This window comes from Rhizobium sp. TH135 (assembly GCF_002855515.1).
Classification (GTDB): domain Bacteria; phylum Pseudomonadota; class Alphaproteobacteria; order Rhizobiales; family Rhizobiaceae; genus Allorhizobium.
Genome location: NZ_PKRP01000005.1, coordinates 237,039 through 258,646 on the forward strand (window position 1 = coordinate 237,039; position 21,608 = coordinate 258,646).

A 21,608-nucleotide genomic window follows, 5' to 3' on the forward strand; every position below is an offset into this window, starting at 1 on the left:
CTTGCTTATGTCACCAGACCGAGGCGAAACGACAGGGCAACCACATGCTGGCGATTTTTTGCATTTAGTTTGTCTTGAATACCATTCATGTACCAGTCGACGGTGTGATTGGATATCTTCAGGATCTTGCTGATCTCGTTGGAGGTCAGCCCATCCGCGAGATAGTTCAGAACTTCCATTTCACGCCGGGTCATGCGCGTATCGATCGGTTTCGCAGGCTCGATCTCACCAGCAAACTTGAATTCGAGCAGGCGCCAGTAAGCCTTCTTCGCGACTGCATCAAACAGCGTGACTTCGGTGGGAGACAGATCGATCGGGCGACCGCCAACAGTCATGTTGCCGAGAAGCCCGGTGCGTCCATGAACGGGGAAGATATATCCATCCACCAGTCCGAAACGCACGCTGTCTGCGAGCATCCGCTCCATACGCTTCCGGTGCGGATCGGCACGGAAGGCATGCAGCGCTTCCCGCCAGCGGAATCCGGCTTGGGCTTGGCCGAGATAGCGGATCGTCGGATCGATCAGCACATATTTCTTCGCGATGTAAAGCTGCGGCCACCCTTCCGGCCACACCCCGGTCAACACCAGTTCCATCGGATTCTCGTCCGGTTTTGGTTGCCGAACCACACCATAATAGTCGAACCCGTAGGACCGAACCAATTTCTCAAGCGCTGTAATGACTTCCGCCGCTGTCCGGCACTCATCAACGATGACCAAAAAATGCAGCAATTGATTGATGTTCACAAAGTCTCTCCAAAATGCGCAGCTAAAATACCATTAAAAAGCCACGAGCAGCGTTTTTTTCAACCACCCGGAGCAATATGAACATTTATCGTCAAATTGCGTTATGGGAAGCTTAAAGCCTGCTGCCGACTCTGACCTGCGATCGCTGTGGTCGACCCGCTCCGCACGCTCGGGATCTTGCAGAGGATCCGCTGTAGCATTAGGCATCCTCCACACCGGCGGAACAACCGGGCCAGACAGTGTCTTGGCGCATACCGAGAACGAACACGAAGGTAACACAGCTTGTCCCTGCTCCAGGTTTATTTCAAGGCTCTGAAATATCTTGCACGCTACAGATTGCGGGTATCGCTTGTGGTGGCCGCAAACGTCGTGCTCGCAGTCATTACGATTCTGGAGCCGATTCTTTTCGGACGCATCATCGATGCGATCTCCGAAAAGCGCGATGCATCGACCATCCTCATCGCATGGGGTTGCTTCGGCGTCTTCAACACGGTCGCCTATGTGCTCGTGGCGAGACAGGCGGACCGTCTGGCCCACGGTCGACGCGCGGACCTTCTGACGGACTCCTTCGAAAAGATCATTTCCATGCCGCTCAGCTGGCATCACCAGCGGGGCACCTCGAACGCCCTTCACACCTTGCTGCGTGCCGGCGAGACGCTCTTCGGCCTCTGGCTTGAATTCATGCGCACACATCTGGCGACCGCCGTGGCGCTGGCCTTGCTCATCCCCACGGCCTTCTCGATGGACGTGCGGCTGACATCGGTCCTGATCGTGCTGGCGGTCCTCTATGTCATCATCGGCAAGATGGTGATGAACCGGACGAAGGAAGGCCAGGCCTCCGTAGAGAGCCACTATCACACGGTCTTTTCCCATGTGAGTGATTCGATCAGCAACGTGTCCGTGCTGCACAGCTACAACAGGATCGAAGCGGAAACGCGCGCGCTCAAGCAGTATACGACGAGCCTGCTCTCGGCCCAGTATCCGGTCCTCGACTGGTGGGCGCTCGCTGGCGCGCTGAACCGCATCGCCTCCACCCTGTCCATGCTCGTCATCCTCGTCATCGGTACGCTGCTGGTTCAGCGAGGCGAGCTGAAGGTTGGCGACATCATCGCGTTTACGGGCTTTGCCGGTCTGCTGATCGCGCGTCTCGATCAGATGATCACGTTCATCAACCAGATCTTTGAAGCGCGCTCCAAGCTCGAGGACTTCTACAAGCTGGAAGACGCCGTGCAGGAGCGCGAAGAACGCGTCGGCGCCAGCGAACTCAAGCAGGTTCGCGGCGACGTCGAATTCCGCGATGTCTGCTTCGATTTCGCATCTACCACGCAGGGCGTACGCGACATTTCCTTCCATGTCGGTGCAGGCCAGACTGTCGCCATCGTCGGCCCGACCGGAGCCGGTAAAACGACGCTGATCAATCTCCTGCAGCGGGTCTATGATCCGCAAGCCGGCCAGATCCTGATCGACGGCCAGGACATCGCCAAGGTGACCCGCAAGTCACTGCGCCATGCGATCGCGACCGTCTTCCAGGATGCAGGCCTGCTGAACCGGTCGATCCGGGAAAACATCCGCCTGGGACGCGAGGACGCCACCGAGGAAGAAATCATCCAGGCGGCAGAGGCCGCCGCAGCGACCGACTTCATCGAAAGCCGCATGATCGGCTACGACACCCATGTCGGCGAGCGCGGCAACCGCCTGTCGGGCGGCGAGCGCCAGCGCATTGCGATCGCCCGCGCGATCCTGAAGAACGCCCCCATCCTCGTGCTCGATGAAGCAACCAGCGCACTCGACGTCGAAACCGAAGCCCGCGTCAAGCAGGCCATTGACCGGCTGCGCAAGAACCGCACGACCTTCATCATCGCCCACCGTTTGTCGACCATCCGCGAAGCCGACCTCGTCGTCTTCCTCGACCATGGCCGAGTTATCGAAATGGGCAATTACGAACAGCTGAGCGCGCTCGGTGGCCGCTTCACTTCACTTCTGAGGACCAGCGGCCTGCTCAAGGAGGAGCCGAGCCCCGCGATCTGAACGGCGCCACCGCTCAGAGCGTATCGAGGGTCTCCAGCACCTGAGCGGCGTGCTTGCGGATGGCGTCCTGCTTGAAAGGATCCATGCGCCGCCATGTCGCATACATGTTCGAGAGCCGCGGATTGCGCGCGAGCTTCTCTGTGTTGCGATCGAGGAAATCCCAGTAGAGCGCATTGAACGGACAGGCCTTCGGGCCTGTCGTCAGTTTCGGGTCGTAGCGACAGCCTCCGCAGAAATTGCTCATCCGGTCGATATATTTGCCGCTCGCCGCATAGGGCTTGCTCGCCATGATGCCGACATCGCCATAGAGCGCCATCCCGAGCGTGTTTGGCAGTTCGACCCACTCATAGGCATCGGAATAGACGGCAAGATACCATTCGCAGACTTGCACCGGATCGATCCCGGCTAGCATGGCAAAGTTGCCGGTCACCATCAGCCGCTGGATGTGATGCGAATAGGCGTGTTCGATCGTATCGCCGATGGCACCCGCCATACAGGCCATGTCGGTCTTTGCCGTCCAGTACATCTGCGGCAGCGGACGCGAAGCAGAGAGATGGTTGAGGCCGGCATAGTCGGGCATCTCGGTCCAATAGATGCCGCGCACATATTCACGCCAGCCGAGGATCTGCCGGATAAAACCCTCGACGGCATTCAGCGGCGCCCGTCCCTCGAACCACGCCGCCTCCGCGCGCCGTATGACGTCGATCGGAAGCAGCAGACCGGCATTGACGTAGGATGAGATCAGCGAGTGGTAGAGATAGGGCTCGCCCTTCACCATCGCGTCCTGATAGTCGCCGAAAGTCGGCAGGATCTCGTCGATGAACTGCTGGAGCTCTTTCTCGGCCTGGGCAGCAGTCACCGCAAAATGGAAGCTTTCGAGCGAGCCCATATGCGTGGCAAAGCGTTGTTCGACCATCGCCAGAACGGATGTCGTGGTCGCATCCTTGGCGTGGCTGATCCGCTTCGGCCCCTTCAGCCCCTCGGCAGGGGGCTTGCGGTTCTCGGCATCGTAGTTCCATTTGCCGCCGACAGGATCCTCGCCTTCCAGCAGCACCCGGTGACGCCTGCGCATGTCGCGATAGAAATACTCCATGCGCAGCTGCTTGCGGCCCTTGCGCCACTCCCGGAAGTCTTCGATCGAACAGAGAAAGCGGTCATCGTCCCGGATTTCGACCGGCACACCGAGGGAGGCCTCCCATCCGCGCATATCCTCCGCCAGACGCCACTCCCCACATTCCGTCGCAATGACGGACGCTGCCGCCGTGTCTGCGAGCGCGCGGACCAGCTCCCCTTTCAGGCTCTGCGTGTTCTTAGGATCGTCCAGAGCGACATAACGGACCTGAAGCCCCTTCTCTCTGAGCTCCTCCGCAAAATGGCGCATGGCGGAGAAGAGAAAGGCGATCTTCTTCTTGTGGTGCTTGACGTAGGTCGCCTCGCTCATGACTTCCGCCATGAGAACGAGCGAGGTCTCCGGATCGGCATCGGCAAGAGCAGACAGCGAGTGGCTGAGCTGATCGCCGAGGACGAGATGAATGCGGGAAGGCTTCACCATTCGATCGGCTGGCCGTCATAGGCAAAAAAGCCACCCGTCTGAGCCGGCTCAAGCTGATCCAGAACGGAGAGCATCATGGCCACGCTCTCGGACGGCTGGATCCGGTCATGCCCCTTGGAAAAGCCCCCCGAAAAGCCGGTATCCACAGAACCAGGATGCAGGGTGACGACAACGCCCTTCGGCCGCAACCGAGCGATTTCGATGGCCGACGTGCGGGTGATCTGGTTGAGCGCCGCCTTGGCCGAGCGATAGGAAATCCAACCGCCGAGCTTGTTGTCACCGATTGAGCCGACCCGCGCCGAAAGCGTCGCGAATACGCTCTTGCCTTCATTCGAAAGCAGAGGTCCGAAATACTTCAGTGCCAGCGCCGGTCCGATTGCGTTCAGCGAAAACTGCGCCGCCATCACATCCGCCTGGATCGCCTTGATCGTCTTTTCCGGACCGTTCCCGTCGATCACGAGCGCACCCGTGGCGCAGATGACGAGATCGAACTTCAACTCCGCCTCGGAAAGTCGAGCCGCGGCAGCGCTGACACTGGCTTCATCGGTAATGTCAAAGCCATCGCGGCTTCGCGACAGTTCAACGACGGAGCCACAGGCGGGGTCAGCCTTGATCGCCGCGACGAAAGCGCCACCGATCCCTCCACTCGCCCCGAGCACAAGTGCACGGTAGCCGGGGTTGAGGGAGGTCATTCCAGAAAAGTCGGACATCGCAAACTCCTGCAGGTCATTGCTACCCATTACGGCAGGCAGCCCGACCGGATCAGGAACAGATTGTCTCAGATGGGATCAACGGCACCCGGGAAGGCCGGCATCTGACCGGGATCGATCTCCATCAGCCGGCAGACGAGTCCCGCAATCTCGGTTTGCTTGAGCGCAACATCGGGACCAAGCCGGAAACCGACCGTATAAAACGGCACTTCGGTCTCCTGAGGCGTCGGCCCTGCATGATTGCCGTCGTCACCCATGCCGTGATCGGCGGTGACGATCACCGTGTAGCCGGCCTCAAGCCAGCCCGGCAGATGTCGCGCAAGAAGGTCGCCCTGCAGGCGCGCTGCATTTCGGTACCCGACGCTGGCGCCGCCATACTTGTGGCCGGCATCATCGACGTTCATCGGATGGAGCAATAGAAAATTCGGCGCCTTGGCATGGATCAGCCATTCGGCATCGGCGAAGAGATGGCTGTCCGGATAGGCGTCATCCCAGTAGAACAGGCCATGGGTTATGTCGCCGGCACCGTCGATCAGGATCCGGTCGCGATGGCGGTCGAACGGGCAGGAGACATAGAGTTCCGAGACCCAATGATAGGCCGCCGCAGCGGTGATCTTACCCAGTGCCCGGACCCGGCCGAAGAGATTGTCACCGCTCGACCGGCGCACCACCCCATTGCTGACCACGCCGTGATCGACGGGCCGACGTCCCGTCAGCAAGGTTTCGTAAAGTGGCCTGGACATGGCAGGCAGTTCGCAAGTCAGCTTGCGGACATCAGCCCGACCGGCCGCAACGAGGCCTTCCATATAGCCGAGACAGGTACGAGCCACGTCGTAACGCAGCCCGTCGAGAACGATGAGGATCACTTTGCGCATGGCCGGAACCATGCCACGCCTTCTGTGAAAGGCAAGCGACAGTCGTTTGGGTCAACAACCCTCAGAGGATCGGCTTGCCACCAGTGACGGCGATCGTCGCACCGGAGACGTAACTCGAAAGCGGGTCTGCCAGCATCACATAGGCTGTCTGCAATTCCGCGGGCTGTCCAGGGCGTCCCATCGGTACCTGCTTGCCGAAGTTCTTCACCGACTCCTCCGGCATGGTTGATGGGATCAATGGTGTCCAGATTGGCCCAGGTGCCACCGTGTTGGCACGGATCTTCTTCTCCGCCAGCATCTGCGCCAGACCGGCCGTGAAATTCTGGATCGCGCCCTTGGTCGTGGCATAGGCGAGCAATGATGGATTGGGGCTGTCGGAATTGATCGAAGCGGTGTTGATGATCGATCCGCCATTCGTCATGTGTGGCACGGCGGCCTTGGTGAGATAGAACATCGCGTGGATATTGACCCGAAAGGTCAGTTCCCACTCTTCGTCGGGGATCTCGGTGATTTCGTCGAACGTGGCCTGATGCGCAGCATTGTTGACCAGAATGTCGATGCCGCCCAGTTCACGAGCCGCCGTATCGACCATATTCCTGCAATGCGCGGCACTCTGGATATCCCCTCGGACCAGCACCGCCTTGCGCCCCGCCTTCTCGATCCAGCGAGCCGTTTCCTTCGCGTCCTCGTCTTCATCGAGATAGGAAATCAGAACATCGGCGCCTTCACGGGCATAGGCGATGGCCACGGCGCGACCGATCCCGCTGTCTCCACCGGTGATGATCGCCTTCAGCCCTTCGAGCTTGCCCGACCCCTTGTAACTTTCCTCGCCATGGTCAGGCCTCGGCGTCATATCCGAGGTGCGCCCCGGCATCGGGACTTTTTTCTGCGAAAATGGGGGTGTCGGATAGTCGGCCATGGGCTTGCTCCTTCTGGCGATGTCCAAGGGCAAACCGGTGAGCGATGAATGAGTTCCGTGCGAGCCGCACAACAAACGGAAAGGGCCGGCATGACGCCGGCCCTTTCAAACATTCGGAATTACCCGCGCCAGGCGGCGACGGCCTGCGGTTTCAGCACGCTCTCGCCAAGCACCGGAACTGCCCCCTCGGGGAGCGTCCAGTCTTCCGTGCCGTAGTTGAAGGCGAAGACGAGATCGCCGCGGCGACGGATGCGGATCGTATCTGGGACCCGCAGCGTCGGAACATCTGCCTTCTTTGCTGCAAGCTCGAGCACGTCAGCCAGGAGAGCGGCATCCGCCCAGCAGGCGAGATAGAGAACATTGCCGTTCTCGGTGAGCGCCGGATCGCCATTCTCGAAGGTGGCGAGAACCGAAGCCGATGTCTCGACATATTCCCGCCAACGGATGGCAGAACCCGAAACCGCACCGGAAACGCCATCCAAAAGCCCCGGCCGCATGGAGGACACCTGGATCACGCGATTGCCCGTCAGGCTGCCGAGCGGACCCGGCGGCAGGTTTTCCGGGATGCGGAAATTGCGGTCGCGCGAACCAGTGCGCGCACCGATCACGACGACACCCCGAGCTTTTTCAAGCTCGACCAGCGCTGCTTCGGTTACTTCCGTCATGCAGGGCACGACAACAAGCGGATAACCCTCGAGCGACGCGCCCGGACGGACGAAATCGACGTTCAGGCCAAGATGGCGAAGGGCCTCATACCAGCGGAAGCAGAGTTCCTCGTAGCGGAAGTCCTTGCCCTGCGGCTGGATCATCGTCGACCAGTAGCTCTGATAATCGAAGACCAGCGCGACAGGTGCCTGGCTCGTCTCGGGTAGCGCGCCGAGGGCGGCCAGCTCGTCCGAGACCTGCATGGCCTCGCGACCGCCCGGCGACCACTCGTCGAGGCCGGGCAGGTTCAGGCCCGCATGCATCTGTTCCTGCGCGAAGGGTGCCTGACGCCAGCGGAAATAGCTGACGACATCAGCCCCATGCGCCAGCGCTTCCCAGGTCCACAGACGCACCATGCCCGGCTTCGGCACGGGGTTCCACGGTGCCCAGTTCACCGGACCCGGCTGCTGCTCCATCACCCAGAAACGACCCTTGCCGACGGCGCGGTAGAGATCGTGATGATAGGGCGCGATATCGGGATGCGAGGTTTCGGCCCAGCGATTGCGCTCTTCTTCCGTGAACGGAAACTTCTCGACGAAACCAATCGGATAACTGTCCCACGAGGCGAGATCGAGATTGTCGCCGACCTTGAAGTGGTCGAAATCGGAGACGAAGCCCATGAAGTTGTGGGTGACCCAACGCCCCGGCGAATGCTTGCGGATGATCTCGCACTGCATCTTGTCGTAAGCCGCGACCTGATCCGAATGGAAGCGCCAGAAGTCCAGACGCGTCGCCGGGTTCGGCTCCGTTACAGTCAGGTTCGGCAGGGCCACGTCATCGAAGCTGTTCATCTCCATCGACCAGAAGACCGAACCCCAGGCTTCATTCAGCTGGTCGGTCGACTGATAGCGCAGGCGCAGCCAGCGCTTGAAGCTCTTCAGATCTTCAGGGCCCCAGGAGAGGGTCGTGTCGTGGCAGCCGTATTCATTGTCCGTCTGCCAGCCGACGATGCCCGGATGGGTCCCGTAGCGCTTGGCGACAATCTCGACGATCCGGGAGCTTTCCTTCCACCAGGTCTCCGACGAGAAGGTGTAGTGACGGCGCGACCCGAAACCGCGCGGGCGGCCCTGCTCGTCATAAGGAATGATATCAGGGCATTCGTCCACCAGCCACTTGGGCGGGGTCGCGGTCGGCGTCCCCAACACGACCTTCAGGCCCGCTTCGTGCAGAACATCGATCGCCCGGTCGAGCCATTCGAAGGTGAACGTGCCGCGCGAAGGCTCCAGACGAGACCAGGCGAATTCACCGATGCGCACGAAGGAAATGCCGAGGTCGCGCATCCGGCGCGCGTCGGTTCGCCACCGGCTTTCGTCCCAGTGTTCCGGATAGTAGCAGACGCCCAGCATTATCGTGTCAGATCCCCATTGATGACGGCCTTGCCGTCCTTGTCGAACAGATGGCAGGCCTTGCCATTGATGCCGAGGCGTAGCGTCTGGCCAGGCTTTTCGCTGGCGAGGCCGTCGGCCTTCACCGAAAGTTCCGAACCATCGGCGAGCGTGACGAAGAACAGCGTCTCTGAGCCCAGATACTCGGCGAGCTTGACGGTCGCTTCGATCACGACATCGCCCTTGCCGGTCGCATCGATGTGCTCGGGACGCAGACCGAAGGTCATCTCACCCGCTGGAACGCTCGCCCCATGCGTCGGGATAGAGATATCGGCGCCCGGCAGGCGGACCACGGCAGCACCCTCGGCAGAAGACACCTGCACCTTCAGGAAGTTCATCTTCGGCGAGCCGATGAAGCCGGCAACGAAGAGATTGTTGGGGCGATGATAGAGTTCGAGCGGCGAACCGACTTGCTCGATCTTGCCGGCCGAGAGCACGACGATCTTGTCGGCCATGGTCATGGCTTCGACCTGGTCATGCGTGACGTAGATCATCGTTGCCTTGAGGTCCTGATGCAGCTTGGAAAGCTCCGTGCGCATCTGGACGCGAAGTGCCGCATCAAGGTTGGAGAGCGGCTCGTCGAACAGGAAGACCTCAGGATTGCGCACGATGGCACGACCGATGGCCACGCGCTGGCGCTGACCGCCCGAGAGCTGGCCGGGCTTCCGATCGAGAAGCGGCTCCAGTTGTAAGAGCTTGGCTGCAACAGCCGTGCGCTCCGCAATCATGGCCTTCGAATGACCGGTCATCTTCAGGCCAAAGCCGATGTTTTCCGAGACTGTCATATGCGGGTAGAGGGCGTAGGACTGGAAAACCATGGCCACACCCCGTTCGGATGGGCCGATGCTGGTCATGTCCTTACCGCCGATCGCAAGCGAACCCTCGGTGATGTCCTCGAGGCCGGCGATCATCCGCAGAAGCGTGGACTTGCCACAGCCGGACGGACCGACGAACACGCAGAACTCGCCGTCCTTCACGTCGAGATTGACGCCCTTGATGACGCTCAAGGCGCCGAATTGTTTCTTGACGCCGCGCAGGCTCACGTCAGCCATGGGTATTGCCTCCCTTTGAAGGAATGAGTTCGAGGAGCAAAGCGCTTTCGGGCCGCAGCATCGGCAGCGGCAGGCCGGACAGGCCGGCATTGGCGAGATCGAAACTGATCGCGCCTGACAGAAGCCTCTTCTGCCCCTCGGAAATGCGGATGAATTCCGGTTCGACCGGGAGGATCTTGGAGATGCTCCACCGCCCACCGATCTGCGTCACGCTCTCGGGCAGCTTCAGCGGTGCAGGCTGTTCGCTCACCATCTGCGGCCCCTGCGCCACGATCACGACGATACGCTCGTCGCCTGCCGCACCCCAGACATACCGTCCGTCGAGCGGCTCCAGCCGGAAGGAAGCGCCCGGCGCATGGAAGAGACCGCGAAGACGCTTGTAGGCCTCGATATAGACCTTCAGTTCATCGCGTTCTTCGTCCGAAAGCTCCAGCGGATTGAGCTCGACACCGAGATGATAGGCAAGCGCGACCAGCGCCCGGAAGGACAGGCTGTGACGCCGGCCCGTCTGATGGTTCGGCGATGCGGAGATATGGGATCCCAGGATCTCCGGCGGCACGAAGACGGTTGCGCCGCGCTGAATTTCGAGCCGCTCCAGAGCGTCGGTGCAATCCGAGGTCCACACACGATGCGTGCGGGCGAGCGCGCCGTAATCGATACGACCGCCGCCGGATGCGCAGCTTTCGATCTCGACATTGGGATGCGCGGCGCGAACGCGGTCCATCAGCGCATAGACGGCACGCGTCTGCGCCGCGATCTTCGCCTTGCCATCGCGGCCGGCCGCATGCGTCAGATCGCGGTTCATGTCCCACTTGATGTAGGAAACGGCATGGTTGGACAGCACCGCATCGATCTTGCCGAAGAGATAGTCGGAGACCTCGGGACGCGTCAGGTCCAGAACCAGCTGGGTACGCGATTCCAGGATCGGACGTCCCTCGATCGTCAGCGCCCAATCCGGATGCGCCTTGTAGAGTTCGGAAACGGGGTTCACCATCTCAGGCTCGAACCAGATGCCGAACTGCATGCCGAGCCCGGTCACGTGATCGACCAGCGGCTTCAGACCGTCAGGATATTTCCGCGGATCGATATCCCAGTCGCCAAGGCTCGTCGTGTCGTCGTCACGCTTGCCGAACCAGCCATCATCCAAGACGAATCGCTCGATGCCGAGTTCGGCAGCAGCCGTCGCCTGGGCTTTGAGCGAATCCATCTGGTGGTCGAAGTAATTGCCTTCCCAGGTATTGAGCGTCACCGGACGGGGGCTCATGCGGCCGCCCGGCCAAGTGGTCAGCTCTTCGCGCACGAAGGCGTGGAAGTCTTCCGTATCGGCACCGGCATAGGCAACAGGGCTTTCATAGCTTTCGCCCGGTCCAAGCAAGATCTCGCCCGGCTCGAACAGCTCACCGAGATGCACGAGGCGCCGTCCGTCATCGGTCCGGTCGATCACCATCTGGTGGTTGCCGCTGAAGCCGAGCGTCACGCCGAAGATCTGGGTCTCGCTTTCGAGGAACAGCATCGGGAAGCGATCATGCGAGGTGCGGCCACGACGATTTTCCTGGATCCAGGTACCATTGCCGAGAAGCTCGCGCCGCGTCTGGAATTCGCGACCCCAGATGCCGGTGAAGCTCATCACCTGCAGATCGCCGGCAGGCGCGAGGAACGTGCCGGCCATGCAGCGGTCGAGCTGGTACTCCGTTTCGCCCCGGTTCGTGAGCTTCGTCGCCATGGAAATGGGACCAGACGGATGGGCGGTAAGCGTGATCGAAATGGCCAGCTTGGCCACCGGATCGAGACCGGCAAGCACGGTGCGATGCCCGTCGCGGAAAAACTCCCACTTGCCGAACTGAGCGACAAAATCACGCCCGCCACGATGCCCTGCAATCGCCGGCCAGCCGAAGAAGCCCATGCCGCCTGTCGGCAGGAGAACGGACGAGGGCACGGCCACATCCATGCCGTTGACGCGGCTTGAACGTTCGATTTCGAACAAAGGATCGGCGTCTGCCGGCTCCGCCCCGAAGGACAGGATTTCCGGCATGCCGAGCTCCGGCAGACGAAGGCTCAGCGCCAGCTGGCCGGAATCGATGGTGACAATCTTGCTCATCCCTTGGTCGCTCCAAGCGTCAGGCCGGCAATGAAATGCCGTTGCATCAGGAAAAACATGGCGACCGGCGGCAGGGCCGCAACGATCGATCCGGCCGAGACGAGATGCCAGGCGGCGACCCACTGGCCGTTCAGCGAATAGAGACCCGCAGTCACAGGCATGGCATGCTGACCCTGCACGAGAACCGTCGCCCAGAAGTAGTCGTTCCAGACAAAGGTGAAGACGAGCACAGAGAGGGCTGCAATTGCGGGACGCATCAGCGGCAGCACGATGTAGCGGAAGATCCGCCATTCCGAGACGCCCTCGACGCGAGCAGACTCGATCAGCGCAAATGGTAGGCCCTTGATGAAATTGCGCATGAAGAGCGTGCAGAAACCGGTCTGGAAGGCGACATGGAAGAGCACGAGGCCCATCGTCGTGTCGTAGAGACCGGCCCTCAGCGTCATGTCACGCACCGGCACCATCAGGATCTGGAACGGGATGAAGTTGCCGGCCACGAAGAAGAAGAAGAGGACCAGATTGCCCTTGAACTTGTAAACGGCAAGGGCAAAGCCCGTGAGGCAGGAGAGCGCGACCGCACCAATGACCGTCGGGATCGTCACCTTGAACGAGTTCAGGATGTAATAGCCGATCGGCGAGTTGTTGAAGACTGCCGAATAGTTCTCGAAACCGGCAAAGCCGGAAGGGATGCCGAAATAATTGCCGGCCGCGAGGTCACCCGCCGGGCGTACCGACGTGATAGCGACGCCGATCAGCGGCAGGAGCCAGAGGAAGAGGGCAACCGGCAGCAGGATCTTGTAGGCCGTCTGCGCAAAGGGCGAGGCCTTCTGGATCGGAGTGGGGAACATCAGGCGTTCCTTTCCTGGGCGAGCATGCGGACGATGAAGAGCGAGATGAAGACCATCATGATCAGGAACAGCACGACCGCGATCGATGCGCCGTAGCCCATGCGGAAGCCGTATTCGGAGAGCGCCTGCTCATACATGAAGTAGGAGAGCACCGAGCTCGAACCGTAGGGGCCGCCGGCGGTCATGATGGAGACGAGGTCGAAGGAACGCAGCGAACCGATGACCGTCACGACCATGGCAATGAAGGTTGCCGGTGCCAGCTGCGGCAGGATCACGTACCAGAGCAGCTTCAGCCCCTTGGCACCGTCCATGCGGGCGGCTTCCACCTGCTCCGGATTGATGTTGTTGAGACCCGTCAGGTAGAGGATCATGCAATAGGCCGTCTGCGGCCACAGCCCGGCAATGATGATGCCGTAGGTCACATAGCGCTCGTCGGCGAGAACGGCGATCTGTTCGCCGAACAGCATTTCCGTCAGCTTCGAAAACAGGCCGAAATCCGGAGCGTAGAACCAGGTGAACATCAAGCCGACGACAACCTGGCTGATCACGAAGGGAAAGAAGAACAGCGACTTGTAGAGCCGGATGCCCGTGACGGTCTGGTTAAGGAAGAGTGCGACTGCAAGCCCCGCCGGGATCGACAGCAGGTAGAGCACCAGCCAGATCAGGTTGTTGTAGAGCGAGGTGTAGAAGGTGTCGTCATCGGCGAGTTCGACATAATTGTCGAAGCCGATCCAGGTCATCGCACCGAGACCATCCCAGTCATGGAAACTGATCCAGATCGATTCGAAGATCGGAACCAGCACGTAGATCAGGAACATCAGCATGCCGGGCGCCAGGAAGAGGAAGGGCGCAAGCGTCTGCTGATTGCGCTTCCAGAAGCCGGACGACAAAGGAACGGTGTTGCTCATGGCGGCACCTCTGAGGGAAAGGAAAACGGCAACCGGATGCCATGGGCCCAGGGAGACCCATAGCACCCGGCGCAGGGAGCCCTAAGGCTTACTTGTGGACGCGGGCGCGGACCTTTTCGAGCCGCTCCAGGATCCGGTCCATATCGTCGGGCTTCACCATGAATTCCTGGAAGCCTTCCATGCCGGCCTTTGCCATTTCGGCATTGGCGTCGCGGTCATAGAACTGGGCGAGCGCATAGGCGTTCGACAGCATCTCGAAACCGGCATTGAGGAACGGATCCGCCGGCTTTTCGGCCTTGTTGTTGACCGGCAGCTGGCCGAGCGTCGCGTTCATCTTCGTCTGGGCTTCCGGCGAAGCGAGGTAGGCGAGGAACTTCTTCGCATCTTCCTTGTTCTTCGCGCCCGACGGGATGTGGAACGTATCCGTCGGAGCCTCTTCCGACATCGGAATGCCGGCGGTAATTTCCGGGAACTGCATGAAGCCGATCTGCTCTTCCTTCAGGCCGCCGTCCTTCATGGTGGCGACAGCGAAGTTGCCCATCAGATACATGGCAGCCTTGCCCTGGACCATCTGCGGGATAGCATCCTGCCAGTCGATCGCGGCATGGTTCTCGTTGAAGTAACCGGCCTTGACCAACTCGCCCCACTTTTCGAACACGGCCTTCACGCGCGGATCCGTGTAGGGAACCTTGCCGGAGGTCAACTCCATGTGGAACTCGTAGCCGTTGACGCGCAGGTTCAGGTAGTCGAACCAGCCGCCCGTCGGCCACAGGGCCTTGGTGCCGATGGTGATCGGCGTGATACCGGCCGTCTTCAGCTTTTCGCAGGCGGCCAGGAATTCGGCCCAGTTCTTCGGCGGCTCGATGCCCTGTTCGGCGAAGATGTCCTTACGGTAGTAGATACCCCACTGGTAATAGGTGTAGGGCACGCCCCACTTCTTGCCGTCGATGGTCATCGAGGCGGAAGCGGACTTCAGCTGGTCGTTCAGACCATTGGCTTCCCAGACATCCGAGACGTCTTCGAACAAACCGGCCTTGACGAAGGGCTCCATGCGGTTGCCGGCATACCATGCGGCAACATCGGGAGCGTCAGCGGTCAGGAAGTTACGGATGGCGGACTTGTAGCCTTCGTGGTCGAAGTTGTTCCACTTGACCGTGATGTCGGGGTTGGCCTTCTGGAAATCAGCGATCAATTCTTCCATCGCCTTCTTCGGCGCCGGATCGGAATGGTCGGAATTGAGAACGATTTCACCGGCGAATGCGGTGGACGACAGAAGGGCAGCACCCAGAGCAAGGCTGCTCAGGCTTTTGAAAAAGGTCATGTTTTCCTCCCTATGACCGTTATGCATTGCATATGCCGAGCTTGAAGCCCCGGATCCCACCGGAGCGGAATTCTCAGCTCATCTTGATCATCCGATTCAAACCCGTAATAATCTACCGAGTTTTTGCCGATCTTTTCCGGGATCCTAAGATTTGGAACATGTGAAGCCCCTGTTGGTGGACGAATCGGTCCCCGTGCATCCCGACCATGACCCGCGACACCCGCTGGTCATCTTCGGCGACCACCGCTTTTGTGCGGGGGAGAGCCTGACGGTCCATCGCATGGCCGGGCCGCACATGCACAGCCAGATCGAGCTTAACTTCGTACTGACGGGCCAGATGACCTACTGGTTCGACGGACGCGAGCTGACGGTCGACGAGGGGCGCCTCTGCCTCTTCTGGGGCATGATCCCGCACCAGGTGACCGACCGCAGGGAAGGCACTCGTTTCGTCTGCCTCTACGTGCCGATGTCCGTTTTCCTTGGACTGGCCAATCTCAGCCGCTTCCGCGATGCCGTATTCCGGGGCGCCATGATCGAGGCCTTGGAAATCCGCTCCTGGGATCGGGACATTTTCCAGCGCTGGCGCGAGGAACTCCTGGCAGGCGACGAGAACCTGACCGAAATCGTGCGCAACGAACTGACAGCCCGTGTTCTCCGGATCGAGCGCGATGGGTGGCGGGATCTCCGTGAGGAAGGCTCGGCGATCGCCAGTTTCAGCGCCAATGACAGCGAGCGCGTCGAGCACATCGAGCGCATGCTGCGCTTCATCGCCGAACACGCATTGGAAAACATTTCGGCCGATGATGTCGGAAATGCCGTCGGTCTGCATCCAAACTATGCCATGTCGATCTTCAAGCGGGCCGTCGGCCACACGATCAACCAGGCGATTGTCCGCCACCGCCTGGACACCGCGCAGTCCCTGCTGATTTCAACCGACCTGTCGATCACCGACGTCGCCTTCGAAAGCGGATTTGGGTCGGTCTCCCGCTTCTACGAGGCCTTCAGCCAGCGTTTTGTCGAAAAGCCGACGGCTTTCCGTCGCCGCATGCGCTCGAAGGGCATGCCACAGGCCTGAGCGCCCCGGATCAACGTCGCGCGATCGCTGACAGTCGGGGCATCGCCATATCCGGGCACCATTCCTGGAAACCGATGATGCGGCGGACGACCTTTTCGGCATGATTGCCGGCGATATCAGCCAGGCGGTGCTCCAGATAGGGATTGAGAAAGCGCTCCATCGTGGTCGCCACATAGACCTCGGCCTCGTCACCGAGACCATGCACCCGAAAGCCGGGCACGACTTCCTCGTGGTAAATCTCCTCCAGTTCAGCACGGATCGCCGGATCGGCCAGAATGTCCTTGACGCATTCTGACTCCGGCCGGCCTTGACTCTGCCAGCGATCGGCAAGAACCGTATGGCCGAGATTGAGAATATGCAGCTTCAGCCTCTCATACGGTGTCAGGTCGTCGACGAGCCTGATGCAAGGATACTCGCAGGGAAGGGTCAGTCCCGGCTGCCGCTCGATCGCCCAGATCGCATAGGGTTCCGCGATCGCCCCCGCAGGCTCGATCGGCTCGGAGACGATACGGTCGACGAGGGTGGTCCCCCAGATGACACGCTCCGCCAGCCAGGAAACGAACATCGCGTCGGGAATATGCCTGCTTGCGAGATCAACGATCAGTCGCTGAAGCACCTCGCCGTTTCGCGAAATCAGCTCACAGGGCAAGATGGTCAGGGGCATGCCGCCGCTGCGGAAACGCGCATGCAGCAATGCCAGAAGCTTCATCGGAAAAGATCGCGGAACGCCATCGACCGTGTCGCCGTCCACCAGGGCATAACCCTTGTCTCCGGTATTGCTGAGAACCACGCGCGCTTCTTCGACGAAGATCCGCGTCACCTCGTCCCAATTGGTTGCCGTGGACAGCGACCGACTGACCGACCGCACACGCAACTCCCGCTCCACAGGCTTTCCGTCTTCCAGACCCCTGATGATGACCGGAAACCCCTCGGGCGCCGACAAGGCGCCAATCCGCCCGGCCCGGGAGGGATCACCGCTCGTCTGCACCACAGTAATCGGCCCCAATGCCTTGCCTGCCTCCATGGCCTCGCTGACGAAAAGATCGGCATGCGCCTGGAGAAATCGGCTCGTGCCGAATTGCAGGATGGGCGTGGTCATGGCTCAGGCAGGCTCCTGGATGGATTGCAGCAGCGTTTCGCGTGCCGATTTCAGATGCTGGCGGCAGGCCTTTTCGATCTTTCCGGCATCGCGCGAAAACAGCGCGCCGATGTAGTCGAGATGCTCTTCCAGCGCCCGCTGGTTTCGGGCCCGCGCATTCGTCTTGTTCCACTGGTAGTGGTAGTGAAAGACGATCGTGATGATGTCGTAGAAATCGATGATGAAGCGATTGCTCGAGGCCTTCTGGACGAGCAGGTGAAAGCGTTCATCGAGCTCTGAGAAGTCCATGTAGCGATTGTCGATATCGGCCAGCAGCGCATGGTGCTGCGCCTCAACCAGCCGGAGCTCTTCCCAGGCCGGATGGTCCTCGGCCAGATGGACAAAGCTTGCCGCCGAGCGCAGCTCGAACATTTCGCGCACCTCTGTCAGCTCCAGCGCGAATTCGCGGGTAAAACCCTTGAGCACCCAATGGCTGTTTGGTCGCTTCTCGATCAGCCCGAAACGGCTGAAACGGATGAGGAATTCGCGCACGCTCGTGGTGCCGATACCAATCTCGCGGGCAAGCTCCAGCTCGTTGATCTGCATGCCCGGCTGCGCGCCACCAGCGAGAATGCGCCGCATGAAGCTGCGCTCGATGATGTCAGAAAGAGAGTTGGTCTCCTCGTCGGGGAAATAGTCGTTTTGAACCGGCCGCCGCAACACCGTCTTCGACCGCTTGTCCCAGGCAACCAGCCCTGCCTCGCCGAGGCGCGTCAGGACGGCCCTGACAGTCGTGCGGCTCACACTGAGCAACCCGCCGAGCTCCGGCTCCGAGGGAAGCGTGTCCGTTTCCTCGATCAGCTTCAGCGTGCGGTTGTAAGCATCCTTGAAGACGGTGTTCTGCTTGGCCATGGATCTGCCTGGTTGATGTTGTCTGGCGCTTCGGTCTTTTGCCTCTTGGCGCAAGATGCGGACCCGCGCAATGGAAACCACCGATTGCGGCGGCCTTCCTGTCCTTCGACAAGGGTTTGTGTTCCTCCCGCTCCGAGCTGGAGCAAATTGTTCTTTATCGATATCATACCTATTGACGAGCAACTGTCTATTGCCGATAAAAGACAAAACACAGGATCCGGTACCGCCGGACGCATGGGAGAACATCGGGTGTCGAAACCAGCCTGCATCCTGCTGTCGCAGGACGACAATGTTGCCGTGACCACTGTTGCGATCGAAGCCGGGCATGTCCTGCCGGGCGGCGCGCCGGCAGCGGCGAAGATTGATCCCGGCCACAAGGTGGCGGTTCGAGCCATTCGCCAAGGTGAGCCTGTCGTCAAATATGCCCAGGCGATCGGCCGGGCCACCACGGACATTGCAGCCGGCGACCACGTCCATTCCCACAATCTCGCCTTCGACGAAGATCGCCTCTCGGTCAGCGGCCTCGCCCAGCCCGAAACGGCGACGGCTGCCGACAAGGGCCGCACCTTCATGGGCTATCGCCGCGCCGACGGACGCGCTGCGACCCGCAACTACATCGGCATCATCGCCAGCGTGAACTGTTCCACCACCGTCTGTCGGGCGATCGCGGATGCCGCGAACCGCACCATCCTGCCGTATTACGAGGGCATCGACGGCTTTGTCCCGATCGTGCACGACCAGGGCTGCGGCATGAGCTCGACCGGCGACGGCATGCGTACGTTGCACAGAACGATAGCCGGCTACACGAGGCACGTGAATTTCGGCGGCGTGCTGATGGTCGGCCTCGGCTGCGAAGTGAACCAGCTGACGCTTTACGGCCAGAGCGGCGCCGGTGCTTCGAAACGTCACTTCAATATCCAGGACGCCGGCGGATCCCGCCGCGCCGTCGAGAACGCGCTTTCGATCCTGAAAGAGATTGCAGCCGAAGTCGGCACGATGCGCCGCGAACCGATCTCCGTCAGCGAGATCATTGTCGGCCTGCAATGCGGTGGCTCCGATGGCCTGTCCGGCATCACAGCAAATCCGGCCCTCGGTGTCGCTGTCGATATTCTGGCCGGCGCCGGCGGTACGGCGATCCTCTCCGAGACCTCGGAAATCTACGGCGCCGAACACCTCCTGCGCAGCCGCGCCGTCAACGAAGAAGTCGCCGTCAAGCTCGATGGGCTGATCTCCTGGTGGGAGGCCTATGTCGCCCAGCATGGCGCATCCCTCGACAACAATCCCTCGCCGGGCAACAAGAAGGGTGGCCTCACCACCATTCTCGAGAAGTCGCTTGGCGCCGTCGCCAAAGGCGGACGCTCACCGCTGACGGCCGTCTACAACTACGCGGAACGCGTCACCGAACACGGCCTCGTCTTCATGGACACGCCTGGCTACGACCCGGTTTCGGCCACCGGCCAGGTGGCAGGCGGCGCAAACGTCATTGCCTTCACCACCGGTCGCGGCTCCTGCTTCGGCTCTCGGCCTGTGCCCTCCATCAAGCTGACGAGCAACACCGCGCTCTACAAGTCGATGGAAGAGGACATGGACATCGACTGCGGCGTGATTGCCACGGGAGACGCCAGCGTCTCGGGTCTCGGTCGCGACATCTTCGACCTGATCATCGAGACCGCCTCGGGCCAAAAGACGAAGAGCGAACTCTTCGGCTACGGCGATAACGAATTCGTGCCGTGGCACCTCGGTGCCACGCTCTGACCTCGACAACTGGGATCCGGATATGAGCATGAAGACGAGACGCATCGGCAAGACCGCCCTCGAAGTGACCGAATACTCCTTCGGCACCGCACCGCTTGGTGGCCTCTATCGCCCCTGCCCCCGCGATGTCGGCATCGCCACGCTGCAGGCGGCCTGGGATCACGGCATCCGCTATTTCGATACGGCCCCGCATTACGGCTTTGGGCAGGCCGAGCGTTACGTCGGCGACTTCCTGCGCGACAAGCCGGAAGACAGCTATGTGCTCTCCACCAAGGTTGGCCGTCTGCTGGCACCGGTGCCGAAGGACCAGATTCCAAATGTCGGCTTCGTCGATCCTCTGCCCTTCAAGCTGGTCTACGACTACAGCTATGACGGCATCATGCGCTCGGTCGATTTCAGCTACGCCCGCCTCGGCCTGAACCGCATCGACATCCTCTATGTCCACGATATCGGCGTCTACACCCATGGCCGCGAAGTCAACGATCGCTATGTGAAGCAACTGCGCGACGGCGGCTACAAGGCCCTCGACCAGCTGAAATCCTCTGGCGCGATCAAGGCCTTTGGCCTCGGTGTCAACGAGGTCCCCGCCTGCCTGGAGATGATGGCTGACATCGATATCGACGTCATCCTGATGGCCGGCCGCTATTCACTGCTCGATCGCTCTGCCGTCGAGGAACTGCTGCCGCTCTGCGAGAAGCGCGGCACATCGATCACCGCCGGCGGCGTCTTCAACTCCGGCATCCTGGCGACGGGCGCCGTTCCGGGCGCGCATTTCGACTATACCCCCGCAACCGACGATGTGCTCGACAAGGTGCGCGCGATGGAAGACGTGGCGAAGCAGGCCGGCAAGCCGCTCGCCCAGTTCGCAATGCAGTTCCCGTTGCACCATCCGGCGGTCGCCTCCGTCATCATCGGTACGGCAAAGCCGGAAAGCCTCCATCGCAACATGGCGCTGACGTCAGAGGAACTGCCGGCCTCCGCCTTCGCACCCTTCGAGGCACACACACTCGTTGCACCGCCTCTCGGCGATGCGGCTGTCCGGGAATAGGAGTACGTCATGCTGAAAGGCATCCATCCCCTGCTCGGACCTGGCCTGCTGCATGCTATTGCCACGATGGGACACGGCGACGAGATCGTCATTGCCGACGGCAATTTCCCGGCAAGCACCATGGGTCCGCCGGTCATCCGGGCGGACGGCGTCGGCGCCGTCGAGATCCTGGAGGCGATCCTCGCCCACATGCCGCTCGACCAGTTCGTCGAGGATGCGGCCTGGCGCATGCAGGTCGTCGGTGACCCCCATGCGGTCCCCGAGATCTGCGCCGAGTTCCAGTCGATGATCACGAAACTCGCCGGCGACTTCCAGCTCGAAAGCCTTGAGCGCTTCGCCTTTTACGAGCGCGCCCAAACGGCGGCCTACATCGTCGCGACCACCGAATTGCGGATTTACGGCAACGTCATCCTGAAGAAGGGCGTCGTCTATCCGGAAGATGTTCACCGGGTCTGAGGAGGCCCGGGAGGCCCTGGATTTCAAGGCAAAAGTGAGTTCGGAGGAGCCCATTTTGCCTGCTTGCATTCTCCAGAATGCTGGAGTAGCGTGCCTCGATAAAATGTTTTTTATCGATAAAGATCGACCCGGTTGCGTTC

General features: G+C 60.9%; 18 protein-coding genes. 5 read left to right on the forward strand and 13 right to left on the reverse strand.

Going from position 1 to position 21,608, the window contains the following annotated elements; all coding sequences use genetic code 11:
• Window positions 1-5: 5 nt before the first annotated feature.
• Window positions 6-743, reverse strand: coding sequence for a LuxR family transcriptional regulator (locus tag C0V73_RS16320; protein WP_102021050.1), 738 nt, complete (start codon window positions 741-743; stop codon window positions 6-8).
• A 282-nt stretch (window positions 744-1,025) separates the two neighbouring features.
• On the opposite strand from C0V73_RS16320, the gene C0V73_RS16325 reads away from it, so the two are divergent.
• The gene (locus C0V73_RS16325) at window positions 1,026-2,771 is read left to right on the forward strand and encodes a glucan ABC transporter ATP-binding protein/ permease (RefSeq protein WP_102021051.1); all 1,746 of its coding nucleotides are present in this window, start codon (window positions 1,026-1,028) and stop codon (window positions 2,769-2,771) included.
• A 13-nt stretch (window positions 2,772-2,784) separates the two neighbouring features.
• On the opposite strand, the gene C0V73_RS16330 is transcribed toward C0V73_RS16325, so the two are convergent.
• From C0V73_RS16330 to C0V73_RS16375, 10 genes are all read right to left on the reverse strand, one after another.
• Complete coding sequence (locus C0V73_RS16330) at window positions 2,785-4,323, reverse strand: cryptochrome/photolyase family protein (protein WP_102021052.1); 1,539 nt, start codon at window positions 4,321-4,323, stop codon at window positions 2,785-2,787.
• Window positions 4,317-5,033, reverse strand: coding sequence for an SDR family oxidoreductase (locus tag C0V73_RS16335; protein ID WP_102021053.1), 717 nt, complete (start codon window positions 5,031-5,033; stop codon window positions 4,317-4,319). Before C0V73_RS16335 ends, C0V73_RS16330 begins: the two co-directional genes overlap by 7 nt.
• 68 nt (window positions 5,034-5,101) lie before the next feature.
• Entirely contained in the window at window positions 5,102-5,908 is an 807-nt protein-coding gene (locus C0V73_RS16340) for an alkaline phosphatase family protein (RefSeq protein WP_102021269.1), read from the reverse strand.
• A gap of 61 nt (window positions 5,909-5,969) precedes the next feature.
• Window positions 5,970-6,827: an SDR family oxidoreductase gene (locus C0V73_RS16345; RefSeq protein ID WP_102021054.1), complete on the reverse strand. Its 858-nt coding sequence runs from the start codon at window positions 6,825-6,827 to the stop codon at window positions 5,970-5,972.
• A 119-nt stretch (window positions 6,828-6,946) separates the two neighbouring features.
• Window positions 6,947-8,878, reverse strand: coding sequence for a beta-galactosidase (locus C0V73_RS16350; protein WP_102021055.1), 1,932 nt, complete (start codon window positions 8,876-8,878; stop codon window positions 6,947-6,949).
• Window positions 8,878-9,969 carry a sn-glycerol-3-phosphate ABC transporter ATP-binding protein UgpC gene (ugpC, locus tag C0V73_RS16355; RefSeq protein ID WP_102021056.1) on the reverse strand — a complete coding sequence of 364 codons (1,092 nt, stop codon included), beginning with the start codon at window positions 9,967-9,969 and terminating at the stop codon, window positions 8,878-8,880. Before ugpC ends, C0V73_RS16350 begins: the two co-directional genes overlap by 1 nt.
• Window positions 9,962-12,067, reverse strand: coding sequence for an alpha-galactosidase (locus C0V73_RS16360; protein WP_102021057.1), 2,106 nt, complete (start codon window positions 12,065-12,067; stop codon window positions 9,962-9,964). Before C0V73_RS16360 ends, ugpC begins: the two co-directional genes overlap by 8 nt.
• Complete coding sequence (locus C0V73_RS16365; protein ID WP_102021058.1) at window positions 12,064-12,915, reverse strand: carbohydrate ABC transporter permease; 852 nt, start codon at window positions 12,913-12,915, stop codon at window positions 12,064-12,066. The genes C0V73_RS16360 and C0V73_RS16365 overlap by 4 nt, the downstream gene beginning before the upstream one ends.
• Window positions 12,915-13,823 (reverse strand): sugar ABC transporter permease, encoded by a 909-nt coding sequence (locus tag C0V73_RS16370; RefSeq protein WP_172450208.1) that lies wholly within the window; start codon window positions 13,821-13,823, stop codon window positions 12,915-12,917. The genes C0V73_RS16365 and C0V73_RS16370 overlap by 1 nt, the downstream gene beginning before the upstream one ends.
• A gap of 88 nt (window positions 13,824-13,911) precedes the next feature.
• Window positions 13,912-15,144, reverse strand: coding sequence for an extracellular solute-binding protein (locus C0V73_RS16375; protein ID WP_102021059.1), 1,233 nt, complete (start codon window positions 15,142-15,144; stop codon window positions 13,912-13,914).
• A gap of 151 nt (window positions 15,145-15,295) precedes the next feature.
• On the opposite strand from C0V73_RS16375, the gene C0V73_RS16380 reads away from it, so the two are divergent.
• Complete coding sequence (locus C0V73_RS16380) at window positions 15,296-16,219, forward strand: helix-turn-helix domain-containing protein (protein WP_102021060.1); 924 nt, start codon at window positions 15,296-15,298, stop codon at window positions 16,217-16,219.
• 10 nt (window positions 16,220-16,229) lie between these two features.
• On the opposite strand, the gene C0V73_RS16385 is transcribed toward C0V73_RS16380, so the two are convergent.
• Entirely contained in the window at window positions 16,230-17,318 is a 1,089-nt protein-coding gene (locus C0V73_RS16385; RefSeq protein ID WP_102021061.1) for a D-mannonate oxidoreductase, read from the reverse strand.
• A 3-nt stretch (window positions 17,319-17,321) separates the two neighbouring features.
• Window positions 17,322-18,209 carry a GntR family transcriptional regulator gene (locus C0V73_RS16390; protein WP_102021062.1) on the reverse strand — a complete coding sequence of 296 codons (888 nt, stop codon included), beginning with the start codon at window positions 18,207-18,209 and terminating at the stop codon, window positions 17,322-17,324.
• A 234-nt stretch (window positions 18,210-18,443) separates the two neighbouring features.
• On the opposite strand from C0V73_RS16390, the gene C0V73_RS16395 reads away from it, so the two are divergent.
• The 3 genes from C0V73_RS16395 to C0V73_RS16405 are packed head-to-tail and all read left to right on the forward strand — an operon-like array spanning window position 18,444 to window position 21,468.
• Complete coding sequence (locus C0V73_RS16395; protein ID WP_172450209.1) at window positions 18,444-19,964, forward strand: altronate dehydratase family protein; 1,521 nt, start codon at window positions 18,444-18,446, stop codon at window positions 19,962-19,964.
• A 28-nt stretch (window positions 19,965-19,992) separates the two neighbouring features.
• Window positions 19,993-21,012: an aldo/keto reductase gene (locus C0V73_RS16400; protein WP_102021064.1), complete on the forward strand. Its 1,020-nt coding sequence runs from the start codon at window positions 19,993-19,995 to the stop codon at window positions 21,010-21,012.
• A 9-nt stretch (window positions 21,013-21,021) separates the two neighbouring features.
• Window positions 21,022-21,468: an RbsD/FucU domain-containing protein gene (locus tag C0V73_RS16405; RefSeq protein ID WP_102021065.1), complete on the forward strand. Its 447-nt coding sequence runs from the start codon at window positions 21,022-21,024 to the stop codon at window positions 21,466-21,468.
• Window positions 21,469-21,608: the final 140 nt, after the last annotated feature.